At 38.9% G+C, this 2,812-nt stretch carries 3 protein-coding genes; all 3 read left to right on the forward strand.

Going from position 1 to position 2,812, the window contains the following annotated elements; translation table 11 throughout:
- Positions 1 to 175 precede the first annotated feature (175 nt).
- Genes C9J12_RS29705 through C9J12_RS29715 form a run of 3 tightly spaced genes read left to right on the forward strand, consistent with a single transcriptional unit; the run spans position 176 to position 2,339 of the window.
- Positions 176 to 1,051 carry a nucleotidyltransferase domain-containing protein gene (locus C9J12_RS29705; RefSeq protein ID WP_107247031.1) on the forward strand — a complete coding sequence of 292 codons (876 nt, stop codon included), beginning with the start codon at positions 176 to 178 and terminating at the stop codon, positions 1,049 to 1,051.
- A complete protein-coding gene (locus tag C9J12_RS29710; RefSeq protein WP_107247034.1) occupies positions 1,051 to 1,713 on the forward strand; it encodes a Cap15 family cyclic dinucleotide receptor domain-containing protein in 663 nt (220 codons plus the stop codon). The genes C9J12_RS29705 and C9J12_RS29710 overlap by 1 nt, the downstream gene beginning before the upstream one ends.
- A gap of 44 nt (positions 1,714 to 1,757) precedes the next feature.
- Entirely contained in the window at positions 1,758 to 2,339 is a 582-nt protein-coding gene (locus C9J12_RS29715; protein ID WP_170111927.1) for an MltR family transcriptional regulator, read from the forward strand.
- The last annotated feature ends 473 nt before the right edge of the window (positions 2,340 to 2,812 follow it).

Consider the following 2,812-nt stretch of genomic DNA (forward strand, 5'->3'; position numbering starts at 1 on the left):
AATGCTTGCATCCTTTTGGGCTGATTATTTTGTTCATTTTTTTTCTAGGTAGCTGATGGCATGAGTAAAAGGTGATAATCTAATTTTTATCAAATGCGTGATAGGAGGAAAATGCATTGTTTAAACAAGGAAATTTTCCTCTTAATAAGCTGTTAGCGTCTTCTGAGGATTATGCATGAGTTTGGAAAATAAACTGTCAGGATGGACTGGCCCTTCAAGTGATACTGAAAAGAACAAACAAGATAGAACGGAACGAATGATTCGCCAAGCGATTGATGCTCACGAGGCATTCAAAAATTGCTCTTTAAAGGTTTATGCGAAAGGGTCTTACGCCAATAATACAAACGTTCGTTCCGATAGTGACGTAGATATAGCTGTGGTATGTACAGATGTTCTATATTGGAAAGAATCTGAACAAGGGGTAAAGACTCCGAGCGAACCATATGAAGGAGTTTGGACTCCTGCAAAGCTTAGAACAGAGCTACTTTCAGCAATGAAAGCAAAATTTTCAGATCAAGTAGATGGTACAGGCTCTACCGCGATTCAGATAAATTCTAATTCAGCTCGGGTAGACGCTGATGTCGTTCCTTGCTTTAGCTTTCGATATTACATGAAGTCTGGATCGAGAGATGGAACTAAAATATTCAAGACTAATGGCAGCAGCATCGTCAACTATCCTGCACAACAATTAGAAAACGGTATAGCCAAAAACAATCGAACTGGCTATGTGTATAAAAAGTGTGCACGGCTATTAAAACGAACTGAAAATGCAATGGCTAATGATGGAGCATTTCGTGAGTTACCATCATTCTTTATCGAATGCTTGGCTTACAATTGCCCAGACACGATTTTTTCCCATTCAACATGGACAGAACGTCTTCGTGCAATGCTTGTTCATATATGGGATCACCTTCAAGGAGATGAACCTGACTCAGGTCGTTGGTTGGAAGTAAATGAATGCTTTTACCTGTTTCATTCAAATCAAGAATGGTCTCGGAAAGATGGACGTGAATTTGTAAAAGCAGCTTGGAATTATTTTGGGTTTAAGTAATGCGTAATGTAACAATCAAGAGTTCTTTATATTTGCTGGTAGGGCTTTCAGCAATTGCTTGGTTTTCACTTGCTTATATTGGCGGTCTAGATCTATCGAAGGTAAAGATTTTTTTTGGACTCGTTCCAAAAGTAGTCAGTATTGATCTATTAGTGATAGCTGTATTCGTTAAATGGGGGTGGAAACTAAAAGTATTTAGAGGATGGCTTGTTCCGTTTCCAAATTTGAATGGAAGCTGGGTGGGGTTAATCTATTCAGATTGGAAAAATCCTGAGACAGGTGAAACGCCACCTCCGATACCTGTCATGTTGACAGTTAACCAGTCATTTTTCCATGTTAGCTGCATGATGCGTACCAGCGAAATGGAAAGCTACTCGTATTCGGAAGGTTTTCTTATTGACCCTGATCGACAAATAAAAAACGTTGCATATTCCTATACAAGTAAGCCAAGGCTTAGTTTGAATGAAAGGAGTATCCCTCATGATGGAACTGCCGTATTCCAAATCATTGAGCAGCCAAAACAAAAGTTAATTGGCAGGTATTGGACGGAAAGATTAACGAAAGGTGAAATAGTTCTCGAATACCATTCGAAGGAATTGCTAGAGGAACTGCCGAAAGATTTAGGTGATCACCCTGTTACTGAACATGAAAATAGACGCTAACAAGGCCGAAATTTATGGCGGCGTTATGGTGCGAAGGAGATTCGATGTTAGTCGAACATGCAGAAGATCTAGCTAGCTTTGTTCAGGAGCTACAAGCTGAAACTGATAGAGGGCTACCTTTGGTTGGTGCTGCTCTAATCGATGAAAAGCTTCATAAAACTTTAGAATTTTTCTTTATTGAGGGTAAATCTACCAATAGATTATTGAATGATCCAAATGCACCATTGGGTACATTTTCTGCAAAAATAGAAGCTTGCTATTCGTTAGGGTTGATCGATAAATTTGAGTACCAAGAAATTGGATTAATTCGGAAAATAAGAAATGAATTTGCCCATGCAAGGCATGGTTTGTCATTTGAAAATGACAAAATCAAAGGGATGTGCGCTAGCCTTCAATCACCATTGCCTGATGATACCCCCAAAGAAAATCTAACGACTCGCTTTCGATTGGTGAATGCGATTGTTTGCATAGTGCTTCGACTGTTTTATAGGCCAGAGTGGGTTGAAAAAGAAAAAAGAGTACCTAAAAGCTGGGTTCCCGACTCTCGTTGGTATAACACCAATGATAAACCCCCACCTAAAGGAGCTGGCTTTATGGGGTTGGTAGCTGAAAAAGTGGATAAATAACACCATAACAAATAAGGATTAAGGTGTTGCTTAGCCAACACTAAATCCCGAGTGCTCTGCTCTAGTATAGCTGGACACGAAACCAAGCGACTTTCCATACTTCAACTAATTTATGATTAACTAAATTAGCAACACCACTGACTCATTTCTGTCCAGAACCGTGCTAGAGAGGCATTGCCTAGAGTGTGATCACCAAGCGATTCTGTCGTGCCTAAATGACTATTTCACATGTTTTGCTTCAGGCTATACTATTCAGCAATAGGATTTGTACTAGCTCTTCATTTAATCGTTTTAGTCTACTTTTTATGACAGATTTTTCACTCAGAGTCGTTAAAAGTAGTCCAATTCACATAAAAGTATGACAGCTGCTACAATCAAAGATACTTAAGTGATTTTTTTAACATAAACCACTGTTAAAGATAGAGTTTACAAAGATACGTCAAAGGTATCGTCTGAAATTTTTCCCAAGGGTG

It is taken from the genome of Photobacterium frigidiphilum, from assembly GCF_003025615.1.
GTDB lineage: Bacteria > Pseudomonadota > Gammaproteobacteria > Enterobacterales > Vibrionaceae > Photobacterium > Photobacterium frigidiphilum.

Excerpts from the sequence above, each read along its gene's own strand:
- C9J12_RS29705 (WP_107247031.1), top strand. The coding sequence starts at position 176 with ATGAGTTTGGAAAATAAACTGTCAGGATGGACTGGCCCTTCAAGTGAT.
- C9J12_RS29710 (WP_107247034.1), top strand. The coding sequence starts at position 1,051 with ATGCGTAATGTAACAATCAAGAGTTCTTTATATTTGCTGGTAGGGCTT.
- C9J12_RS29715 (WP_170111927.1), top strand. The coding sequence starts at position 1,758 with ATGTTAGTCGAACATGCAGAAGATCTAGCTAGCTTTGTTCAGGAGCTA.